Source organism: Pseudomonas fluorescens (genome assembly GCF_041354075.1).
Classification (GTDB): domain Bacteria; phylum Pseudomonadota; class Gammaproteobacteria; order Pseudomonadales; family Pseudomonadaceae; genus Aquipseudomonas; species Aquipseudomonas fluorescens_CE.
On sequence record NZ_JARZGC010000005.1, the window covers coordinates 253,195 to 270,381 of the forward strand.

Here is a 17,187-nt window from a genome sequence, read left to right on the forward strand (position 1 = left end):
GCTGGGACAGTCGCCCCACCTTCATCCGCTGATCAAGGGCATCACTCTGCATTTTACGTCGGGCTACGAACACCCTTACGCGATGGCAATGGTCGGGTCGCGAGGGCGCTGTTCTATCGGTTCATGTTCAAGAACGATTTTCAGCCCCCTTCAGAGCGTACCGAACACCTTCTTCGCCAGGCTGGTGGCCGCTGCCGCCGGGTTTTTACGGATGGTTTCTTCCTGCTTGCCGATCATCTCGAACAACCCGTTGAGGGCCTGCTCGGTGACGTAGCTTTCAATGTTGGCGCTCTTGGCGTCTACCACGCCCAGCGTCGCGGCTTGCCCTGCGAACGAGTTGTATTGCTTGGCCAGGCCGACCTGGTCGGTGGCTTGCTTGACGATGGGCAGGAACTTGGCGCGGATCTGTTCGCGGCTGGTCTTGTTCAGGTACTGAGTGGCCGAATCATTGCCGCCGCTGAGGATGCCCTTGGCGTCTTCGACGGTCATTTTCTTCACCGCGTCGACGAGGATCGGCTGGGCCTGGACCACGGCGGTTTCGGCCGCCTTGTTCATGCTGGTTTCCAGTTGATCGACCTGCTCGCCCATGCCGAACTGTTTCATCTTGCTGGCGACCTTGCCCAGCTTGCCCGGCAATTCGATCTTCACCTCCGGGTTATTGCTGAACCCGCCCGGCGTGCCGAGTTGTTTCACAGCCACCTGCGCACCTTGCGTCAGTGCATCCTTGAGGCCGCCGCTGGCGTCCTTTTGCGAAAGATCGCCGAGCGACAGCGCCATGGCGCTGGCACTGATCATCAAGCCTGCGCACAGGCCGGCAAAGCGAAGGGTAGGGCGGAGCATGGCAATTTCCTTTATCGAAAAAATCTTAGCGGGCCGCATCAACGCGGACCTTCAGAGGCTGTGGATCCGAGCCGTCCAGGCGCACGGCATGGTTCTCGGTGGTGATGAACAGCAGTTTGCCATCGACTTCGATGCGCGCGTTGATCGAATAACGGTGATTGGGCTCGATCTTCAGCGGGTCGTAGCTCAGGTGAAAGGGCAGCGGCACCTGGCCCTTGACCGGCCCGCGCTGTTCGTCGATGACCTTGGCCGGCGCGTCGGCGAGCGAGATGTCCTGCAGGCTGACACTGAGGATTGCCGTCGGTGGCAGGGCGATGCGTTGCAGGTAAAAGACTTCGCCTTTCAGGGAAGCCTTGGGGGCCGGGGTTGGGTGCTGGCAGGCGGTCAGCAAAAAGATCATGCCTATTAGTGACAGTTTTTTCATGGATATCTCTGATCAATGTGGGAGCGGGCTTGCTCGCGAAAGCGGTGTGTCTGTCGACGTAAATGTAGACTGGCACACCGCTTTCGCGAACAAGCCCGCTCCCACAGGTTTACATCAAGCCTCAGGTATCAGCGGTTGGTCCGCTGCATCTTCGCTGCGATGCAGCGCCACCTGGCGGATCGACAGGCGAATCTCCGCCGGCAGCACGCGCTTGGCCGCGCCCTCGGCCAGTTCGCCGAGCAGTTCGTGGTAGCTCAGTTTGCCCGCCTCGTCGCGCCTGAGCACGTCCAGGTCGAGCATCGTCTGGATAAAGTGGCGGAACAGGCTCTTGTCGAAAAACTCCGGCGCGTTCAGGCCATGCAGGATCGACAGCCGTTGGGCCATCACGGTGCACAAGTCTTCCAGCTCTTCGGCGCTGATGCTGTTCTGGCCGCTGTTGAGCAGCAGGGAAACCGTCATGTAGAAGCGCTGCAAGGTCTGGGCGATGCTTTTCGACAGCAGGGTCAACAGCACGAAGTGCCGCGAGCTCGGGGCGGGGCGCAGATAGACGCCGTTCTCGAAGCGCAGCAGGCCTTGCTCGACGAATGCTTCGAGCCATTGATCGATCACCGCATCCAGTTCCTCCAGCGACCAGCGAATGAACAATTCCGATTGCAGGTAGGGATACAGGGCGCGGGTGTAGCGCAGGATCTGCTCGCGGCTCATGCGCGAGGCGCTCTGGAAGAAACTCGCCAGCAACGACGGCAACGCGAAAATGTGCAGCACGTTGTTGCGGTAGTAGGTCATCAGGACCGCGTTCTGCTCGTCCAGGTACAGGATCTTGCCGAGTGCATCGCTCTGCTCGGACAGCAGGTCCATGTCCTTGACGTGCTCGATCAGCGCCCGGCCATCGCCTTCCGGCAAGGTGGTGTGCGGTGAATACGGGACTTTGCGCAGCAGCGCCAGGTACAGGTCCAGCACCCGCGCCATGGCATTGTCGTCCAGCGCCAGGCGGCTGGTGGACAGCAACGCCAGCGCCACCAGGTTGACCGGGTTGATCGCCGCTGCCTCGTTCAGGTGCTGCGCGACTTTCTCGCCCAGGCGGTTGGTGGTTTCGTTGAGCCAGGCCGGCTTGAACTGCGGGCCGAGTTCCTGCTGGCGCCAGTCCGGCTGTTCGCTGTCGAGGAATTCCGCGAGTTTGATCGGCTCGCCGAAGTTCACGGCCACTTGGCCGAAGCGCTGCTTGAGGGCACCGATGACTTTGAAGATGTCGAAAATCGACTCCTTCTTCTTGCTCGCCCCGCGCAATTCGCCGAGGTAGGTACGGCCCTCCAGCACTCGCTCGTAGCCGATGTACACCGGCACGAAGACGATCGGCATGCGCGAGGAGCGCAGGAAGCTGCGCAGGGTGATCGCCAGCATCCCGGTTTTCGGTTGCAGCATGCGCCCGGTGCGCGAGCGCCCGCCCTCGACGAAGTACTCGACCGGGAAGCCCTTGGTGAACAGGGTGTGCAGGTATTCGTTGAACACCGAGGTGTACAGCGGGTTGCCCTTGAAGGTGCGGCGCATGAAGAACGCGCCGCCCCGACGCAGCAGGCTCCCGATGACCGGCATGTTGAGGTTGATGCCAGCGGCGATGTGCGGCGGGGTCAGGCCGTTGCGGAACAGCAGGTACGACAGCAGCAGGTAGTCGATGTGGCTGCGATGGCACGGCACGTAGATCACTTCGTGACCCGGGGCGACCTCCTGCACGCCTTCGATGTGATTGACCTTGATCCCGTCGTAGATCTTGTTCCAGAACCAGCTCAGCACCACTTCCAGAAAGCGGATTGCGGTGTAGGTGTAGTCCGAGGCAATCTCGTTGCCGTAGCGCAGGGCCTGGGCCTTGGCTTTTTCCGCCGAGATGTTTTCGCGCTCGGCTTCGTCGAGGATCGCCTGCTTGACCAGGGGCTGGTTGAGCAGGCCCTTGACCAGGTTGCGGCGGTGGGAAATGTCGGGGCCGATCACCGCCGCTTTCAGGTTGCGGAAGTGCACCCGCAGGACCCGCTGCGCCATGCGCACGGTGCGCTCGTGGCCCTTGTTGTGCTCGATCAGTTCACGCAGGTGGATCGGTGCCGAGAACTGCACGCGGGTCTTGCGCCCCAGCACGATGATGCTGAGCAGGCGCCGCAGGCGCCCGGTGACCGCCCAGCTGTCGGCGAAGAGCAACTTCCACGGGCTCGATTCGCTGTCCGGCGACTGGCCCCAGAACACGCTGACCGGAATGATCTGCGCGTCTTCGGCGGCGTTCTGGCTCAGCGCGCTGACCAGCCGGGTCAGGGTCGGCGGCGCACCGCGTTTGTCCTGGCGGCCGAGCCAGTCGGGGTCCGGGGTCAGGTAGAAGAACGCGGCGGGCTCCATCAGGTTGCCCACCGAGACCGGCAATACCGGGCGGGGCAGACCGGCCTTGCTGCATTCGGCGTCGACCACCGCCAGGTCGGTCAGCGAGGGGTTTTGCAGGACGTAGAACACGGGGCGACTGCGGTCGAGGTTGAGGGTGAACGACGACTGATTGATGGTCTCGGAGCGAACCCAGAGGTAGAGCAGTCGGCGCAGGGTGCCAAACACAAGACGGCGGAACGGGGAGCGGGTCATACGGCATCTGCATGAGTGAATAAAACCGAGCGTTTGCTCGGGAGCGAGGCGGGCCTAGTTTGCCGTATTCACCGAAAATCGGCAAAAAAGCGGCGAAGTAAACTCCTGTTGAGAGTTTCAACCTGTGTCATATACTCGGCGCTCTGTCGCGCTGCCTTCATTAGGCCAGCATGCGCGATTGATGTTCCCGAGGCTTTCCTGCGAAAAGCCAGACCGATAATAAAAAAGGAGTATGAACAGATGGCAACACGTGAAACCGGCAGCGTGAAGTGGTTCAACGATGCCAAAGGCTACGGCTTCATTCAGCGTGAAAACGGGGTGGATGTGTTCGTGCACTACCGCGCGATTCGCGGCGAAGGTCACCGCTCGCTGACAGAAGGCCAGCAGGTCGAGTATGGGGTGGTGGAAGGGCAGAAGGGGTTGCAGGCTGAGGATGTTGTAGGTCTGTAAATGTTGCACGCCTCACCCTGTAGGAGCGAGCATGTCGAGGCGTCGAACCGTCGCGATGGTCGTCAACGATAACGCTGGCATCCTTATAGCCCGCGGTGTCAGATCTGCCATCGCGAGCATGCTCGCTCCTACAGGGGATTGGCGAGGGTCTTAAGCCGTCTTCCAGGTAATCTCTTCTTCCCCATCGGCGCTGATGCGAATCCAGCGGTCGGCCGTCTCTTCACCTTCCTCTTCGACCCAACTGCCCGGCGCGCAGCGTACTTCGACGTTCAGCGCGGCGAACGCGGCGCGGGCGCAGGCGATGTCGTCGTCCCACGGGGTCTGGTCGCTTTCCAGGTACAGGCTGTTCCATTTGCCAACGGCCTTGGGCAGCCAGGTGACCGGCACGCTGCCGGCCTTGCACTTGTAGGTCTGACCTTTCTGGACCCAGTCGCTGCAGGTGCCCAGTGCCTGGCTGAGCCACGCGGCAATGGCCTTGTGGTCGACGTCGGCGTCTTTCAGGTAAATCTCGATATCGGGTTGGCGCATGGATGTCCTCACTGCGGGTCTGAAAATCCATTCGCGGATTCAGGCGGTCTCAAGGCGTTGCTCAAGACCCAATGTTATTGAAGTACAAAGTAATCGTAACGCATCGACACGGTGACCTCGAACGGTTCAGCCTGTTCGATGACCGCTGCCCGGCGCTCGGCACTGGCGCGCCAGCCGTGGGGTGTCATGGCCAGCAGGTTGGCGCGGTCCTGGCCGCTGGTCAGCGTCAGCTTGAACTCCAGGGTTTCGCTGTGGGCGAGTGCCATGCCTTCGGGCACCAGGGCCAGGTGCTTGTCGTCAGTGTACTCGCGCACTTCATCGTACAGGCGCTCGCGCAATTCCATCAGGTGGCCGCTGGTGGGGCCGACCTTCATCAGACTGCCGCCGGGGCTGAGCAGGCGTTTGGCTTCTTCCCAGTCCAGCGGGCTGAAGACACTGGCGAGAAACTGGCAACTGCCCGACGCCAGCGGCACCCGCGCCATGCTGGCGATCAACCAGGTCAGGGTCGGGTTACGCTTGCAGGCCCGTTTCACCGCTTCGCGGGAAATGTCCAGGGCATAACCGTCGGCATCGGGCAGGGCCTGGGCGATCTGCGCGGTGTAGTAACCCTCGCCACACCCGATGTCCAGCCAGCGTTGCGGTGCGTACTGCGCGGCCAGCTCAGCCAGGCGTCTGGCCACCGGCGCGTAATGGCCGGCATTGAGAAAGTCGCGACGGGCTTCGACCATCGCCAGGTTGTCCCCAGGGTCGCGGCTGTTCTTGTGCTGCACCGGCAACAGGTTCAGGTAACCCTGGCGCGCACGGTCGAAACGATGCCCGGCGGGGCAGGCCACGCCGTTGTCTACCGCGTTCAGCGGCTCGCTGCAAATCGGACAGGCGAGCATCAGGCGAGCAACTTGACGAGGGTCTGGTAGTAGATTTCGGTCAGCACATCGAGGTCGGCGGCCAGCACGCGCTCGTTGACCTGGTGGATCGTCGCGTTGACCGGTCCCAGTTCGACCACTTGCGTGCCCATGGTCGCGATGAAGCGCCCGTCGGAGGTACCACCGCTGGTGGACGCCTGGGTGTCGCGCCCGGTGATGTCCTTGATGCTCGACGAAACCGCATCCAGCAGAGCGCCGGGTTCGGTCAGGAACGGCAGGCCCGACAGCGCCCAGTCGATGTGCCAGTCCAGGCCATGCTTGTCGAGGATGTCGGCGACGCGCTTCTGCAGGCCTTCGACAGTGGATTCGGTGGAGAAGCGGAAGTTGAACACCGCCACCAGGTCACCCGGGATCACGTTGGTCGCGCCGGTGCCGGAATTGAGGTTGGAAATCTGGAAGCTGGTCGGCGGGAAGAAGTCGTTGCCGTGGTCCCAGTGCTCGGCGGCCAGTTCGGCCAAGGCCGGGGCGGCCAGGTGGATCGGGTTTTTCGCCAGGTGCGGGTAGGCCACATGGCCTTGCACGCCGCGCACCGTCAGTTTGGCGCCGAGGGAACCGCGACGGCCGTTCTTGACCACGTCACCGACCAGAGTGGTGCTCGACGGTTCGCCGACGATGCACCAGTCCAGGCGTTCCTGGCGGGCCACCAGGCGTTCAACCACGGCTTTGGTGCCATGGTGTGCCGGGCCTTCCTCGTCGCTGGTGATCAGGAAGGCGACCTTGCCCTTGTGGTCCGGGTAGTCGGCGACGAAACGCTCGGCGGCCACGGTCATGGAGGCCAGGCTGCCTTTCATGTCGGCCGCGCCACGGCCGCAGAGCATGCCGTGCTCGTCGATGACGGCGTTGAACGGCTCGATCTGCCAGGCGGCCACCGGGCCGGTCGGCACCACGTCGGTGTGACCGGCGAAGCACAGGACCGGACCGTCGTGCCGGCCGTGGGTGGCCCAGAAGTTATCCACATCTTCGATGCGCATCGGTTCCAGTTGGAAACCGGCATCGCCCAAGCGCTGCATCATCTGCTTCTGGCAGTCGGCGTCGACCGGCGTCACGGACGGGCGGCGGATCAGGTCGATGGCGAGTTGAAGGGTCGGCGAAAGGTCGGCGTGGGCCGTCATGGAAAACTCCGGAAGCTTGAATTTGGGCAAGATTACTGTGGGAGCGGGCTTGCCCGCGAAGGCGGTGTAACTATCAACAAATCTGTTGGCTGACACACCGCTTTCGCGGGCAAGCCCGCTCCCACAGGTTTTGAGTCGGTCAGTCCGCCCCGCAAAATGGCGGTTATCTTAAAGCAAAACGGCGGCCATTGGCCGCCGTTTAGCCCGCAGGCACAGATTTAGACTGCCGGTGCCGCCTCGACCTCGGCCGCCGGTTTCGGCAGCGAGGACAGGAACGCCATGATCAGCGCCGCCACATAAGGCAGCGACTGCACCAGCAGCATGGTCACCCAGAAGCGCATGTCGTTGCTCGGCAGCCCGTTCACCAGGAAGATCCCCAGCGCCGCGCCCCACAACAGCAGCATGATGAACACCTCTTCCCGGGCTTCCGAAATCGCCACCCAGAAGCCGTGGTTGTCGGCATTCTTGGGCGTACGGAAGAACGGAATGCTGCTGGTGAAGAACCCGTACAGCACCGCCTTGGCGATGGTGTGGGACAGCGCCAGCCCGGCCAGCGCGGCGCAGAACGCATCCTTGAGGTTCACACCCACGGCGCGACGGTACAGGAAGATGATCTTGCCGACCTTGAACACGAACAGCGCCAGGGGCGGGATCGCGAAAATCAGCAACGGCGGGTCGACCCGCTGCGGCACGATGATCATCGCCGCCGACCACAACAGTGCGCCCACGGTGAAGAAGATGTTCATGCCGTCCGCTACCCACGGCAACCAGCCGGCGAGGAAGTGATAACGCTGGCCACGGGTCAGCTCGGTGTCCTTGCCGCGCAGCAGGCTGGCGGTGTGACGCTTGATGATCTGGATCGCGCCATAGGCCCAGCGGAACCGCTGTTTCTTGAAGTCGATGAAGGTGTCGGGCATCAGGCCCTTGCCGTAGCTGGTGTGGTAGTACGCCGCCGACAGGCCTTTTTCGAACACCCGCAGGCCCAGCTCCGCGTCCTCGCAGATGCACCAGTCGGCCCAGCCCAGTTCTTCGAGCACCGAGCGCCGGGTCATGGTCATGGTGCCGTGCTGGATGATCGCGTCCCGGTCGTTGCGGGTGACCATGCCGATGTGGAAGAAACCTTTGTATTCGGCGTAGCAGAGCTTCTTGAAGGTGCTTTCGTTCTGATCGCGATAATCCTGCGGCGACTGCACCACGGCGATTTTCGGGTCGGCGAAGTGCGGCACCATGTGTTTGAGCCAGTTCGGATCGACGCAGTAATCCGAGTCGATGACCGCAATCACTTCGGCGTCCTTGGCGGTGTGCGGAATCAGGTAGTTGAGAGCGCCGCCCTTGAAGCCGGCCAATGGCGCCACGTGGAAGAACTTGAAGCGTGGGCCAAGGGTCTCGCAATAGTCGCGCACCGGTTCCCAGACCGCCGGGTCCTTGGTGTTGTTGTCGATGATCAGGACTTCGAAGTCCGGATAGTCGAGGTTGGCCAGGGCGTTGAGCGTCTGTTTCACCATCTCCGGCGGTTCGTTGTAGCAAGGGACGTGGATCGACACTTTCGGCCGGTAACTCGAATCACCTTCCACCGGCAGGAATTCCCGGCGCCGTTTGTGAATCCACACCGCCTCGGCCAGTTCGTGGGCCTCGGTCAGCAACACGATGAACACCCCGAATGCGCCGAGGGCCAGCAGGAACCCCACCGTCAGGCTGAACCACGTGCTGTATTGCAGGCTGTAGTCGTAACCGATCCAGACCAGCACCGAGCCGCACAGAAACGCGATGAAGGTCAGGAAGATGCGGCCACGTTGGCGCAGGGCCGAGCCGTCGATCATCAGCAGGGTCAGCGATAACAGCGCCAGCACCACGGAACCGACCGCCAGCGCGCGCCATTGCGGGATCGCGACGACCGGGCCTTCGAAGTTGAATTTCTGCTGACGGGCGGCGTTGTACACGCCCCAATAAGCGCCCACAGAACCTTCGTCACTGGCTTTCCACGGCTGATCGAAGGCTTCGATCACGAAGTAGTTGAAGCCCTGGCGGTTGAGTTTGTTGACCAGGGTGCGCAAATAGATCGCCTGGTCTGCGGGCGATGCATCGGCGCCGCCGCGCATGCGGCCATTGCTCGGCCAGCCGACTTCGGACAGCAGCAGCGGTTTTTTCGGGAACATCTTTTTCAAGTCGCGGGCGCGGTCGAGGACGAACTGGCCGGCCTTGTCCACGGGAATGAACTCCCAGTAGGGCAGGACGTGGGCGGCGATCAGGTCCACGTGTTTGGCCAGTTCCGGGTGCTCCTCCCACACGTGCCATTGCTCGGAGGTGGTGACCGGCACTTTTACGGCGGCGCGTACGCGATCGAGCAGTACGCTGAGTTCTGCCGCAGTGATTTCCTTGCGGAAGATGGCCTCGTTGCCTACCACCACGCGCACGACGCTGCGGGACGTGTTGGCGATCTCGATGGCACGGGTGATTTCCCGTTCGTTGCGTTCCTGATCCGGGCTGATCCAGATGCCAAGGGTCACCCGCAGGCCAAACTCCTCGGCCAGCTTGGGGATGTCTTGCAGAGTGCCATCGACCGAGTAAGTACGGATGTTGTCCGTCAGCTTGCTCATGATTTCCAGGTCGCGACGCATCTGCTCGTCGTCAGGGTATTGTTCTTTCTGCGGGTACTGGCCTTGCTGAAACGGCGAGTAGGAAAAGCCGGAGATCTGTTCAGGCCAGTTGGGGGCGCTGACCGGGCGGTTGACCAGCGCCCAGAAGCCTGTGAACAAGGCTGCGATGGCGAGCACCACGACCAGGTTGAGTCCAAATTTACGCGATGACATAGCTTTTTCGGGTTCCAAAGGCTGTGGAACGAGGAGTCGAACGGGTCGCACCCAGAGGGCGCGCATCCTACAACGAGCTTTCCCAAGGCGTACAGCAGACAGGGAAATACCCGACATTGGGCAATCGCCTTTCGCATTAGTTCTAACACTTGTCGCTTGCCGCTTAAAACTTGCCGCCGCGAAGCCCTATAATGCGCGCCGGTTTTTGGGGTAAAGGTCATGAGCACAGAAGATCCACGGTTTGCAGGCATCGCCCGTTTGTACGGCATCGAAGGCCTTGAGCGTTTGCGCGCGGCCCACGTGGCGATCGTTGGCGTCGGTGGCGTCGGTTCCTGGGCGGCGGAAGCCATGGCCCGGTGCGGGGTGGGCGAAATCTCGCTGTTCGACCTCGACGACGTCTGTGTCAGCAACGCCAACCGGCAACTGCACGCGCTCGACAGTACCGTCGGCAAACCCAAGGTCGAAGTCATGGCCGAGCGCCTGCGCGGGATCAACCCGGACTGCAGGGTGCACGCGGTGGCGGATTTCGTCACCCGCGAAACCATGGCCGACTACATCACGCCGCACATCGATTGCGTGATCGACTGCATCGACAGCGTCAACGCCAAGGCGGCGCTGATCGCCTGGTGCAAGCGCCGCAAGATTCAGATCATCACCACGGGCGGGGCCGGCGGGCAGATCGACCCGACGCTGATCCAGGTCTGCGACCTGAACCGCACGTTCAACGATCCGCTGGCCTCCAAAGTGCGCTCGACCTTGCGACGTGATTACGGCTTCTCGCGCACCGTGACCCGTCACTACAGCGTGCCGTGCGTGTTCTCGACCGAGCAACTGCGCTACCCCAAACCCGATGGCAGCATATGCCTGCAGAAGAGTTTTGTCGGCGATGGCGTGAAGCTCGACTGCGCGGGTGGCTTTGGCGCGGTGATGATGGTCACGGCGACGTTCGGCATGGTCGCGGCGACCAAGGCGGTGGACAAGATCGTGGCGGGGGTGCGGCGGCCGGCGGATCGGGTGAAACCTGAGGTCTAGCGCTTGCCGTGGGTGCCTACATCGCGAGCAGGCTCGCTCCCACCTTTGGAATGCGGGCTCCTGTGGCAGCGAGCCTGCTCGCGATAGCGGTTAACGGGCCAACTCATTCATCCGCTGAAGCACCGCGGTCAATCCGTTAGTGCGCGAAGGCGACAACTGCCGGCTCAGCCCCAGTTGATTGAACCAGTCGGGTAGATTCACTTGCTGCAATTCAGTCGCCGACAACCCGTTGACCCGCGCCAGCAACAGCGCCACCAACCCACGGATCAAACGCGCATCGCTGCTCGCCGCAAACTGCCAGTGACCGTCGTGCAACGCACCCACCAGCCACACCTGGCTTTCACAACCGTGCACGCGATTGGCGTCGATCCTCTGCGCCTCGCTCAGTGGCGGCAAGCGCTCGCCCCATTGCATCAGCAGGCGCGCCCGCTGTTCCCATCCGGCGGCGTTGTGGAAAGTTTCCAGCGCCATCACGGCATCCGCAGGCAGGTTCATCGCAGCAGTTCCAGTGCCTGATCCAGTGCCTGGAAAAAGCGCTCCAGGTCCTCGGAATCGTTGTAAAGGGCCAGGGACACACGGATGGCGCCAGCCAGTTCGAAGCTTTTGAGCAACGGCATGGCGCAATGGTGACCGGCGCGCACGGCGATTCCCTGTTCCGTCAGCAAGTGGGCGAGGTCCGCGTTATGCACGCCCTCGACCACAAAACTCGCCAGCGCCAGTTGCGGTTTGCCCAGCAGACGAACCCCGGCACGCGCTTCGAGGCCTTTCAGCAGGCGGTCGTGCAGCGCCGCTTCGTGGGCCGAGACGGCGTGTGGATCAAGGCCGGCCAGGTAATCCAGGGTCGCGCCCAGACCGATCACGCTCGAGACTGCCGGCGTACCCGCTTCGAATCCCAGTGGCGCCGGGCGAAAACGGGCGTGCTGGTAGTCGGCATCGAGCACCATTTCACCGCCGAACTGCCAGTGACGCAGTTGACCGAGCGCGTCATCGCGAGCGAACAGCACGCCCAGGCCATCGGGGCCGTAGAGCTTGTGGCTGGAAAACACGTAGAAATCGCAAGCCATGGCCTGCACGTCGTGCCGGCCATGGACCACGCCTTGAGCGCCATCCACCACCGTCAGTGCGCCCTGTGCCCTGGCCATCGCCAGCAAGGTGGGCAACGGCTGCCAGGCGCCGAGCACGTTGGACAGCTGACTGACCGCCAGTAAGCGGGTCCGCGGACCGATCAGCGAGCCGGCGGCCTCCAGGTCGATCAAGCCGTCGTCATCCAGCGGCAGGATCACCAGCTTCACCTCGCGACGCCGGGCCAGTTGCTGCCAGGGCAGCAGATTGGCGTGATGCTCCAGGGCGCTGACGACGATTTCATCGCCCGGATTGAACAGGTGCTCCAGGCCATAGGCCAGGAGGTTCAGCGCGGAGGTCGCGCCGTGGGTAAAGATGATCTGCCCGACATCACCGGCATTGAGCCACTGGGTGACCTTGCGGCGGCTGTCTTCGAAGGCCTGGGTCGCATGCGCGCCGGGCAAATGCTGCGCGCGGTGCACGTTGGCGGCGCCATTGGCGTAGTAGTGCGCCAGGGCATCCATCAGGGCTTGGGGTTTTTGCGTGGTGGCGGCGTTGTCCAGGTAGGTCTGGCCTTGCCGTTGCAGCGCGGCGATAGCCGGAAAATCGGCGCGCCAGGGGGAGAGAATCATCATGCTATCGGGCCCTTACGGGTATGCCCCCTGTAGGAGCGAGCATGCTCGCGATGGTCGTCAACGATGACGCGGGGTACCAGATCACCCGCGTCATCTGTGCCACCTTCGCGAGCATGCTCACTCCTACAGAGATCAAAAGCGATCGCGCGTCGCTTAGTTGTGAGCGTGCAGCGCTTCGTTCAGCTCGATCGCCGATTTGTGGGTCTTGCATTCCACTGCACCGGTTTCCGAGTTGCGGCGGAACAACAGGTCGGTCTGACCGGCCAGCTCGCGCGCCTTGACCACCTTGACCAGATTGTTGTGCTCGTCCAGCAGCGCCACCTTGGTTCCAGCGGTCACGTACAGGCCCGATTCCACGGTGTTGCGGTCGCCCAGCGGGATACCGATACCGGCATTGGCGCCGATCAGGCAGCCTTCGCCGACCTTGATCACGATGTTGCCGCCGCCCGACAGGGTGCCCATGGTCGAGCAGCCGCCGCCCAGGTCCGAACCCTTGCCGACGAACACGCCAGCGGAGACGCGGCCTTCGATCATGCCCGGGCCTTCGGTGCCGGCATTGAAGTTGATGAAACCTTCGTGCATCACGGTGGTGCCTTCGCCCACGTAGGCACCCAGGCGCAGACGTGCCGCGTCAGCGATACGCACACCGGCCGGCACCACGTAGTCGGTCATTTTCGGGAACTTGTCCACCGAGAACACTTCCAGCAGTTCGCCGCGCAGGCGAGCTTCCAGTTGACGCTCGGCCAGCTCGGCGAGGTCGATGGCGCCCTGGCTGGTCCACGCGACGTTAGGCAGCAACGGGAATACGCCCGCCAGGCTCAGGCCGTGCGGCTTGACCAGGCGATGGGACAGCAGGTGCAGCTTGAGGTAAGCCTCGGGCGTGGAGGTCAGCGCAGCGTCTTCGGCCAGAATGGTCGCGACCAGCGGCTTGTGACTCTCGGCCAGACGGGTCAGCAAGGCTGCCTGGGTCGCATCCACGGCCTTGACGGCTTCAGCCAGTTGCGAAGCTTGAGTGTTGGTGAACGCGATCGCCTGGTTGCCGCCGGTGTAGCCCAGAACCGGGGCGATGGCGGCAATCAGATCGGCCGAAGGGTTGAGCAGTGGCTGCGCGTAAAACACTTCCAGCCAGGCGCCCTGACGGTTTTGAGTGCCGACACCAAAGGCCAGGCTGAAGGGGGTAGTGGACATGTAAATACCTCTAAAAAGGAACGGGCGGGCTTACTTGAGCGCTGCCGCGTAGATATCTGGCTTGAAGCCAATCAGGGTTCGGTCACCGAGATCGAGCACCGGGCGCTTGATCATCGAGGGTTGAGCGAGCATCAGTTCGATGGCTTTCGACTGGTCGAGATCGGCTTTGCGTTCGTCGTCGAGCTTGCGAAAGGTCGTGCCTGCACGGTTCAACACCACTTGCCAGCCGTGCTCATCGCACCATCGGCTCAGGTGTTCACGGTCGATTCCGGCCGTTTTGTAATCATGGAAGTCATAGCTGACAGCGTGTTCATCAAGCCAGGTGCGCGCCTTTTTCATGGTGTCGCAGGCTTTGATGCCGAAAAGGTGCAACGTTTTACTTGAAACGGTCAAGGAATTGCCCCCTTTACAGGTGCTGGAGAAAAAGGTGAAAGATTATGCCATGACTGGACGGTTTCGCGGCGTTCGTGGTGGGTCTGGACGTGTTTTAGTCATGCAGCAAATAAACCTGCGACATTGGTGTAACGGTCAGACCTTAGTCTAAGCCGCTAATATGGCGCTTCAATGCTGTCGATTGTCCGGGAATTCCGCTTTATGCAAACCGCTTACACCGTCCTGATCCTGCTGATGCTGGTCAGCGTTTCCCGCCTGGTCGGACGGGTGATTCCGTTACCCCTGCCGCTGGTGCAGATCACCGCCGGCGCCTTGCTGGCGTGGCCGACCCTGGGGCTGCACGTGGCGCTGGACCCGGAATTGTTTCTTTTCCTGTTCCTGCCGCCGCTGCTGTTCTCCGATGGCTGGCGCATGCCCAAGCGAGAGTTCTGGCGTCTCAGGGGCCCGATCCTGACCCTGGCCGTTGGCCTGGTGCTGTTTACCGTGGTGGGTGCCGGATACTTCATTCATTGGCTGTTGCCGACGATTCCGCTGCCGGTCGCCTTCGCCCTGGCGGCGGTGTTGTCACCCACCGATGCCGTGGCCGTGTCGGCGATAGCCCAGAACCGCTTGCCGACGCCTTTGATGCATATGCTGCAGGGCGAGGCCTTGATGAACGACGCCTCAGGCCTGGTGACGTTCAAGTTCGCCCTGGTAGCGGCGCTGACCGGGGTGTTCTCGCTGGCCGACGCCAGTGTCACGTTCGTGCTGGTGGCCGTCGGCGGTCTCGCCGTTGGAGTGGCGCTGAGCTGGTTGGTCGGCCGCTTGCGCTCGTGGATGATCGCCCGTGGCTGGGATGATCCGGCGACTCACGTGGTGTTCATGCTGATCCTGCCGTTCGCCGCCTACGTGCTGGCCGAGCGATTGGGCGCGTCGGGCATTCTGTCGGCGGTCGCGGCGGGGATGATGCAGAGCTGGCTCGACCTGTTGCCGCGCCAGACCAGCACCCGGTTGCTCAACCGCAGCGTCTGGTCGTTGCTGGAGTTTGCCTTCAACGGCCTGATCTTCCTGCTGCTCGGCCTGCAACTGCCGGACATCATCAAGGCGGTGGTCACTGATGAAGCCTCGGTGTGGCCGACCCTTCTCTTCCGCTGCTTCGACGTTGTCGCGATTTTCCTGGTGCTGCTGGTGTTGCGCTTCGTCTGGGTGCAGAGCATCTGGCGCTTGTCCGGTTGGCTGAGGCGCTGGCGCGGCAAAAGCGAGATGGTCAGCGTGCCCACTGCGCGTTCGTGCTGGTTGCTGACGGTCGGCGGCGTGCGCGGTGCGGTGACGCTGGCGGGTGTGTTGTCCGTGCCCATGCTGATGGCGGGCGCGGCATTCCCCGAGCGCGACCTGCTGATCTTCATTGCGGCCGGGGTCATCCTGCTGTCATTGATCGCCGCCTGTATCGCCTTGCCCTTGTTGCTGCGCGGCATCGAAAAGAGCCCGGATGACCAGCGTCGCAACGAAGTCCGCGACGCCTGGCGCAAAACCGCCGAAGCGGCGATTCATGCGCTCGAAGGCGAAGAGGCCAAGCCCCAGGACGCAGCCGAAGCAGCCTTGGCGGCTGAACTGAAGGCGCGGATCATGTCCGAGTATCGGCATCAACTGGACGTGTTCAACGATTCGGCGGAAGCCCAGGCGCTGGCGTTTCAGATGGACTTGCTGGAGCGGCGCCTGCGCTTGAATGCGCTGCGGGCGCAGCGTCTGGAGTTGTACCGGCTGAGTCGTCATCACCAGATCGGTGATGACGTATTGCGTGAGGTACTGGCGGAACTGGACCTGAGCGAGGCCAAGCTGGGGCAGGTCAAATAACCCGGCCCCAACACGGGGGGCGTGTTACTTGCGACGCTGGATAAAATCGCGAATGCGCTCCGCCGCTTCGACGCACTCGGCCAGCGGTGCAACCAGCGCCATGCGCACGCGCCCGGCGCCCGGGTTGACGCCGTCGACATCCCGCGACAGGTAGGAACCCGGCACAACGGTGACGTGCTCCTGTTCGAACAGGTCGCGGCAGAAGGCGGCATCGTCCCCGGCGACATTCGGCCACAGGTAGAAGCTGCCGTCCGGGCGCTGCACGTCCAGCACCGGGCTGAGGATGTTGAGTACGGCGTCGAACTTTTCGCGGTACAGCGCACGGTTGGCGCGCACGTGCACCTCGTCGTTCCAGGCGGCCACGCTGGCCAGCTGTGTCTGCACCGGCATCGCGCAGCCGTGGTAGGTGCGATACAACAGGAAACCCTTGAGCACCTCGGCATCGCCCGCCACGAACCCGGAACGCAGGCCGGGCAGGTTGGAGCGCTTGGACAGGCTGTGGAACACCACGCAGCGCTTGAAGTCCTGGCGACCCAGTTCCGCGCAGGCGCTGAGCAGGCCGGGTGGCGGGGTCTGTTCGTCGAAATACAGCTCGCTGTAGCACTCATCCGCAGCAATCACGAAGTCGTGTTCATCGGCCAGGGCGATCAGTTTTTTCAGGGTGTCGAGCGGGATCAGTGCGCCGGTCGGGTTGCCCGGCGAGCACAGGAACAGGATCTGGCAGCGCTTCCAGATGTCCGCCGGTACCGCGTCGAAATCCGGGTTGAAGCCGTTCTCGTCCAGGCAGGGCAGGTAATGCGGTTTCGCGCCCGCGAGGAACGCGGCCCCTTCGTAGATCTGATAGAAGGGGTTGGGGCTGACCACCAGCGCGTCGTCGCCACGATTGACCACGGTCTGGGTGAAGGCGAACAACGCCTCGCGGGTGCCATTGACCGGCAGCACGTTGCGCGCCGGGTCGAGCCAGCCAGCAGGCACGTTGAAGCGGCGCTCGCACCAGGCGGCGATGGCTTCACGCAACTCGGGGATGCCGAGAGTGGTCGGGTACACCGCCATTTTTTCCAGGTTGCTGGCCAGGGCTTCCGCGACGAAGCTCGGTGAACGGTGCTTCGGCTCGCCGATGGACAGGGCGATCGGCCGCTTGTCCGGGTTGGGCGTGACGCTGCCGAGCAGGGCGCGGAGCTTCTCGAAGGGGTAGGGCTGCAGCTGGGACAAGGCGTTGTTCATCGGTAGATCTCGTTCTATGGCATGGCCCCCTTTCCTGGAGGAGCGAGCATGCTCGCGATGCTGGTTCAGGCAACGGGGGCTATCAGATGCCCCGCATTATCGTTAACGACCATCGCGAGC

The 17,187-nt window shown here is 62.8% G+C and carries 15 protein-coding genes and 1 pseudogene; 4 read left to right on the forward strand and 12 right to left on the reverse strand.

Going from position 1 to position 17,187, the window contains the following annotated elements; genetic code table 11:
• Positions 1-16: 16 nt before the first annotated feature.
• Positions 17-141 (forward strand): annotated as a pseudogene (locus QIW53_RS09030) (Fic family protein); the annotation flags it as partial.
• A 9-nt stretch (positions 142-150) separates the two neighbouring features.
• On the opposite strand, the gene QIW53_RS09035 reads toward QIW53_RS09030, so the two are convergent.
• The 3 genes from QIW53_RS09035 to plsB all read right to left on the reverse strand — a co-directional run bounded on the left by QIW53_RS09035 (position 151) and on the right by plsB (position 3,877).
• On the reverse strand, positions 151-840 hold the full coding sequence (locus tag QIW53_RS09035; protein ID WP_371049289.1) for a DUF4197 domain-containing protein: 690 nt from the start codon (positions 838-840) through the stop codon (positions 151-153).
• A gap of 25 nt (positions 841-865) precedes the next feature.
• Positions 866-1,264 (reverse strand): YbaY family lipoprotein, encoded by a 399-nt coding sequence (locus QIW53_RS09040; RefSeq protein WP_371049291.1) that lies wholly within the window; start codon positions 1,262-1,264, stop codon positions 866-868.
• A 114-nt stretch (positions 1,265-1,378) separates the two neighbouring features.
• Positions 1,379-3,877, reverse strand: a complete 2,499-nt coding sequence (gene plsB, locus QIW53_RS09045; protein WP_371049293.1) for a glycerol-3-phosphate 1-O-acyltransferase PlsB — start codon at positions 3,875-3,877, stop codon at positions 1,379-1,381.
• Positions 3,878-4,117: 240 nt separating this feature from the next.
• Here plsB and QIW53_RS09050 point away from each other — a divergent pair, with 240 nt between their 5' ends.
• Positions 4,118-4,327, forward strand: a complete 210-nt coding sequence (locus tag QIW53_RS09050; RefSeq protein WP_371049294.1) for a cold-shock protein — start codon at positions 4,118-4,120, stop codon at positions 4,325-4,327.
• A 150-nt stretch (positions 4,328-4,477) separates the two neighbouring features.
• On the opposite strand, the gene QIW53_RS09055 is transcribed toward QIW53_RS09050, so the two are convergent.
• The 4 genes from QIW53_RS09055 to QIW53_RS09070 all read right to left on the reverse strand — a co-directional run bounded on the left by QIW53_RS09055 (position 4,478) and on the right by QIW53_RS09070 (position 9,700).
• Entirely contained in the window at positions 4,478-4,855 is a 378-nt protein-coding gene (locus tag QIW53_RS09055) for a hypothetical protein (protein ID WP_371049296.1), read from the reverse strand.
• A gap of 74 nt (positions 4,856-4,929) precedes the next feature.
• Positions 4,930-5,739 carry a putative RNA methyltransferase gene (locus tag QIW53_RS09060; RefSeq protein ID WP_371049297.1) on the reverse strand — a complete coding sequence of 270 codons (810 nt, stop codon included), beginning with the start codon at positions 5,737-5,739 and terminating at the stop codon, positions 4,930-4,932.
• Positions 5,739-6,890: a succinyl-diaminopimelate desuccinylase gene (dapE, locus tag QIW53_RS09065; RefSeq protein WP_371049299.1), complete on the reverse strand. Its 1,152-nt coding sequence runs from the start codon at positions 6,888-6,890 to the stop codon at positions 5,739-5,741. The genes QIW53_RS09060 and dapE overlap by 1 nt, the downstream gene beginning before the upstream one ends.
• Before the next feature lie 218 nt (positions 6,891-7,108).
• A complete protein-coding gene (locus QIW53_RS09070) occupies positions 7,109-9,700 on the reverse strand; it encodes a glycosyltransferase (RefSeq protein ID WP_371049300.1) in 2,592 nt (863 codons plus the stop codon).
• 219 nt (positions 9,701-9,919) lie between these two features.
• On the opposite strand from QIW53_RS09070, the gene tcdA reads away from it, so the two are divergent.
• Positions 9,920-10,732 (forward strand): tRNA cyclic N6-threonylcarbamoyladenosine(37) synthase TcdA, encoded by an 813-nt coding sequence (gene tcdA / locus QIW53_RS09075; protein ID WP_371049301.1) that lies wholly within the window; start codon positions 9,920-9,922, stop codon positions 10,730-10,732.
• Positions 10,733-10,822: 90 nt separating this feature from the next.
• On the opposite strand, the gene QIW53_RS09080 is transcribed toward tcdA, so the two are convergent.
• The 4 genes from QIW53_RS09080 to QIW53_RS09095 all read right to left on the reverse strand — a co-directional run bounded on the left by QIW53_RS09080 (position 10,823) and on the right by QIW53_RS09095 (position 13,956).
• On the reverse strand, positions 10,823-11,227 hold the full coding sequence (locus QIW53_RS09080) for a SufE family protein (protein ID WP_371049302.1): 405 nt from the start codon (positions 11,225-11,227) through the stop codon (positions 10,823-10,825).
• Entirely contained in the window at positions 11,224-12,429 is a 1,206-nt protein-coding gene (locus QIW53_RS09085) for an aminotransferase class V-fold PLP-dependent enzyme (RefSeq protein WP_371049303.1), read from the reverse strand. The genes QIW53_RS09080 and QIW53_RS09085 overlap by 4 nt, the downstream gene beginning before the upstream one ends.
• A 153-nt stretch (positions 12,430-12,582) precedes the next feature.
• The gene (gene dapD, locus QIW53_RS09090; protein ID WP_371049304.1) at positions 12,583-13,617 is read right to left on the reverse strand and encodes a 2,3,4,5-tetrahydropyridine-2,6-dicarboxylate N-succinyltransferase; all 1,035 of its coding nucleotides are present in this window, start codon (positions 13,615-13,617) and stop codon (positions 12,583-12,585) included.
• Between the two features lie 30 nt (positions 13,618-13,647).
• Positions 13,648-13,956: an arsenate reductase gene (locus tag QIW53_RS09095; protein WP_371049378.1), complete on the reverse strand. Its 309-nt coding sequence runs from the start codon at positions 13,954-13,956 to the stop codon at positions 13,648-13,650.
• A 255-nt stretch (positions 13,957-14,211) separates the two neighbouring features.
• On the opposite strand from QIW53_RS09095, the gene QIW53_RS09100 reads away from it, so the two are divergent.
• A complete protein-coding gene (locus tag QIW53_RS09100) occupies positions 14,212-15,843 on the forward strand; it encodes a Na+/H+ antiporter (protein ID WP_371049306.1) in 1,632 nt (543 codons plus the stop codon).
• A 24-nt stretch (positions 15,844-15,867) separates the two neighbouring features.
• On the opposite strand, the gene dapC is transcribed toward QIW53_RS09100, so the two are convergent.
• Positions 15,868-17,067: a succinyldiaminopimelate transaminase gene (dapC, locus tag QIW53_RS09105; protein WP_371049307.1), complete on the reverse strand. Its 1,200-nt coding sequence runs from the start codon at positions 17,065-17,067 to the stop codon at positions 15,868-15,870.
• Positions 17,068-17,187: the final 120 nt, after the last annotated feature.